Annotated in this window: 6 protein-coding genes; 2 read left to right on the forward strand and 4 right to left on the reverse strand. The window is 66.0% G+C overall.

Annotation, left to right across the window (positions count from 1 at the left end; translation table 11 throughout):
* Nucleotides 1-140 precede the first annotated feature (140 nt).
* Both E1293_RS45550 and E1293_RS45555 read right to left on the reverse strand, forming a co-directional pair.
* The gene (locus E1293_RS45550; protein WP_132206162.1) at nucleotides 141-527 is read right to left on the reverse strand and encodes a hypothetical protein; all 387 of its coding nucleotides are present in this window, start codon (nucleotides 525-527) and stop codon (nucleotides 141-143) included.
* The gene (locus E1293_RS45555; protein WP_165978707.1) at nucleotides 506-865 is read right to left on the reverse strand and encodes an ATP-binding protein; all 360 of its coding nucleotides are present in this window, start codon (nucleotides 863-865) and stop codon (nucleotides 506-508) included. The genes E1293_RS45550 and E1293_RS45555 overlap by 22 nt, the downstream gene beginning before the upstream one ends.
* A 202-nt stretch (nucleotides 866-1,067) precedes the next feature.
* On the opposite strand from E1293_RS45555, the gene E1293_RS45560 reads away from it, so the two are divergent.
* Together E1293_RS45560 and E1293_RS45565 are read left to right on the forward strand one after the other, a co-directional pair.
* The gene (locus tag E1293_RS45560) at nucleotides 1,068-1,880 is read left to right on the forward strand and encodes a helix-turn-helix domain-containing protein (RefSeq protein ID WP_165978708.1); all 813 of its coding nucleotides are present in this window, start codon (nucleotides 1,068-1,070) and stop codon (nucleotides 1,878-1,880) included.
* Complete coding sequence (locus E1293_RS45565) at nucleotides 1,871-2,056, forward strand: DUF397 domain-containing protein (protein ID WP_132206168.1); 186 nt, start codon at nucleotides 1,871-1,873, stop codon at nucleotides 2,054-2,056. Before E1293_RS45560 ends, E1293_RS45565 begins: the two co-directional genes overlap by 10 nt.
* Nucleotides 2,057-2,159: 103 nt before the next feature.
* On the opposite strand, the gene E1293_RS45570 is transcribed toward E1293_RS45565, so the two are convergent.
* Complete coding sequence (locus tag E1293_RS45570) at nucleotides 2,160-2,720, reverse strand: SMI1/KNR4 family protein (protein ID WP_132206170.1); 561 nt, start codon at nucleotides 2,718-2,720, stop codon at nucleotides 2,160-2,162.
* Nucleotides 2,721-2,854: 134 nt separating this feature from the next.
* A complete protein-coding gene (locus E1293_RS45575; RefSeq protein ID WP_132206172.1) occupies nucleotides 2,855-3,490 on the reverse strand; it encodes a hypothetical protein in 636 nt (211 codons plus the stop codon).
* Nucleotides 3,491-3,628 lie beyond the last annotated feature (138 nt).

Here is a 3,628-nt window from a genome sequence, read left to right on the forward strand (position 1 = left end):
TCGTCACACAAAACAACGATCCGGGCGGCCGTCCCGCATGTCCGGGACTCCACCCGATCGTGATCACCCCCAGCTGCCCCGCCGACCAGCAGCGACATACCCGAAGTCACGATCTACAGCTGCCGTATCAGTTCGATATCTCACACAGAACCTGAAAATGCACAGCCGCTGTCACCATCAACCCGCCATGATGGCGGTGAACGATCCGGAAGGACGTCGTCGAGGACGCCCGCCACCCGCTGCGGGCTATCGCACGGGTACTTGATCGACTGTGAGATCCGGTAGGCCCATCGGCCTCCGGTTTGCTCAGCGGTGACACTCAATGCGAGGTCTTCGGCACGCTCGGGAAAGATCCACAGCACCGGCGGCGACTCTACGTAGACTTTGACGGTCGACCAGCCTCGGATGCGCATCGCATCTGCGAGTGCGTCCAGATGCTTTTCGGCTGCGGCGTGCCCGTACCGAACACGCCACCACCACATGACGAGCCGACCGCGCGCCACCTTCACCCGCTGAGACGCGCCCACGTCACCTTCCCGCCCTTGGCCAGTGCCCGGACGCCCCAGTCCTGGACGAGCATGGACAGCATCAGCAGCCCGCGCCCGGACTCGGCGTCGTCGTCCTCGGCGTGGACGACCGGTAGCTCGTCGGAGCGGTCTTCCACCTCGACCACGGTGTGACCGTCTTCCAAGAGAAGACGTACCGGAATGTGTTTCGTGTCGGTGTGCCTGTGGACGTTCGTCACCAACTCAGTGACGACCGTACGTCCGATGTAGTCGTCCCCTAGGCCGCGTTGACGAAATACCTCCGCAAGCCACTTTCGAGCGGTCTCCGGCGCGCGCGGAGGAATTGAGCACGATCGCACCCGCCTCCGCGGCCAGATTCGAATCGATCACGGTAAACAACCTCCAGAACGGCGCTCTTTTGCGAAATCCGGTGGCTGAATCATCGCTTCTATGTCACGCTGTGCGATGGGAAATGCACGATGAGTGCCCAAGGTCCGCGCATCCCCTGGGCAGCCGCCGCTCATGGCCGGTCATCACCGGCCGTCCGCAAAGGAGATGGAGATGGGACAACGACCGAACGACCTACGTCCCTGGGAGTCACCGAACGCGCTCTTCGGCTCCGAACTTCGGCGCTACCGTGAGGGGGCCGGCCTGAGCATCGCCGCCTTCTGCGAGCGGATCCAGGACAGCGCCCCCTACTCGAAGAGCACCGTCGGCTCCGTGGAGCGCGGCGAGTCCCGCCCCGACCGCGTCCTAGCCGTCCACGGAGACCGCGTCCTCGACACCCGCGAGGCGCTGACCCACCTGTGGGACGGCCTCTTCAAGGGCACCAACGCCGTCCCGGTCTGGTTCGTCGACTGGGCCATGCAGGAACCGAAGTTCGACGCCGTCCGCGGCTACGAGCCTCTGGTCATCCCCGGTCTTCTCCAGACCCCCGCTTATGTCGCCCACCTGCTCGACAACGACGAAGCCGCCGTCGAGGCCCGCCTGACCCGGCAGGACGTCCTGACCGGCGACACCCCACCGAACCTGATGTACGTGATCGACGAAAGCGTCCTCCACCGCGGCACCGGGGACCCCGAGGTGATGCGTGACCAGCTCCAGCACCTACTGACGGTCTCCTGCCGCCGCGTCCGCATCCAGATCGCCCCGCTCCGCCTGCACGAGGGCATCGGCGGGGCCTTCTCCATCGGAACCTCTCCGGACGGAAGCGAGGTAGGATACAAAGACAATGCGTTCAGCGGCGACACGACCACCGATCGCCTCGAAATCAAACGGCTCACCGAGCTGTTCGCGTCAATCCAGTCCGCCGCGTACCCCGTGGACCAATCCCTCGAACTGATTACAAAGGTGGCGAAGGAGAAATGGACCTGAGCACCGCCGTATGGCGCAAGTCCAGCCGCAGCTCCAACAACGGCGGCAACTGCGTCGAACTCGCGCGCATCGACGACACCGTCGCGATCCGTGACAGCAAGGACCCGGACGGCCCCAAGGTCCTCCTCACCCCCCAGGCCCTCCGCGTCCTCGGCGAGGCCATCAAGAACGCCTAGCAGTACAGGGGGACGCCCTCTCCTCGTATAAGGGCGTCCCCTCCGGGTTCCCCTGGAAGTGGCAATCCGGCATCGGTCCAGCCGTGGGCGCCTGACTAGATCGTCAATCGACGTTCCACCACGGCTCGCCCGAGACCCAGTGCTCGACCCACCCCGCGAAGCCGGGCCGACCGGTCGTGTGGCCGAACCCCGTGCCGAACGGTTGGGCGCCCTCCCCGCAGATGTTCCACACGTGGCCGCGGTGCGGGCCGGTGACGACGAGGTGCCAGTCCATGCCGCAGCCATCGGTGCCGAGGACGATCGAACCGTCCCCGAAGACGCGTTCGACGACTGCCCGGATCTCCTCCTCCGAACGCGAGTCGTCGGCGTCCCACAGCCATGCCTCGGTCAGCGGGAACGGCTCGGCGAGCGCCCGCTGCACGTGGCCGTCCGGCGTGCCCACGGGCGCGCCGGCGAGCTCGACGAGCCTGTAGCCGGGCGGTCCGCCGGTGTATCCGTCGCAGATTTCGGCTACGAACGTCCGGTACGGCTCGGGCAGGACGACGTCGTGCTCGGCCTCGAACCTACGCAGCGCGTCCCAGCCGAGGGGCGGCTCGCGATGTTCGGGGGCGAAGGCGTCCCGGAGCGCCCGGAGGTCGGCGGGGTCGGGTCGTTCGACGTTCATGGGGCACATGCATACCAGCGTGCGGGATGGGGCGGTGGCCGACGTCTCCACGGCGGTGCGCGCCGGGTCGCCGTCCACAACTGTCGGCGTGGCATGCCGCCACAGGGCCGCGTCATCCAGGTGGCCCGGTCGCGCTAGGCCCATCCCGGTGCATCTCGGCCTGGGGCGAACCACGGGTCCTCCGTGAAGACCTGCTTGAGACGCTCGCGGACGGTGTCCCGTATCTCGGCCCTGGCGAAGCGGATGATCGGTTGCCAGCAGTGTTCTCTGACCGCTGGGTGATGTGATGCGTCCGGGCACATCAGCACCGCGATGACTCGGATGGGCCAGAGAAGCCGCTGCACGTCTCCGCAGGCCAGCAATCCAGCCAAGCTACCGACACCGGAAGCCGCGACGACGCTCGCGAGCAAGAAGCGCCAAGTCCAGTGAACCGCGGATGCGATCGCCCCCGCCCGGCGCAATCCATCCGGAAGGGCCTGCTCATCTCGCCATTGGAGGACGTCCTCCACCTTGCGGAACATGCGTTCACGGACGTTCTCATACTCTGCGAGCGCACAGGCCATCTGCGCCAGCAACTCACACCAGAAGTGCGTTTCCCGTGCCCAATGTTGAAATTCTTCCATGCGTTGTGAGCCAAGATGCTCGGCAACCCTGCGTAATGCCATGCCTTGCGCAGGGTCCCCTGGAGCGTCCTCGAACGTCCTGGTCTGCGCCTCTTTAACACAGACGAGCAGTTGGCGGTCCCGATGCAGCCAGTGAACCCATTTCATCCTCGGGCGGTCTGAGCGACGCGGTGGTTTTGTAGGACGGCGATGGCCTTGACGATGTGGCCGGCCTTGCTCGGGCTGCAGCGCAGCTTCCGCAGGATCCGCCATGACTTGAGCTGTGCGTTCGCTCGTTCGCCTGGT

It is taken from the genome of Actinomadura darangshiensis (assembly GCF_004349235.1).
Lineage (GTDB): Bacteria > Actinomycetota > Actinomycetes > Streptosporangiales > Streptosporangiaceae > Spirillospora > Spirillospora darangshiensis.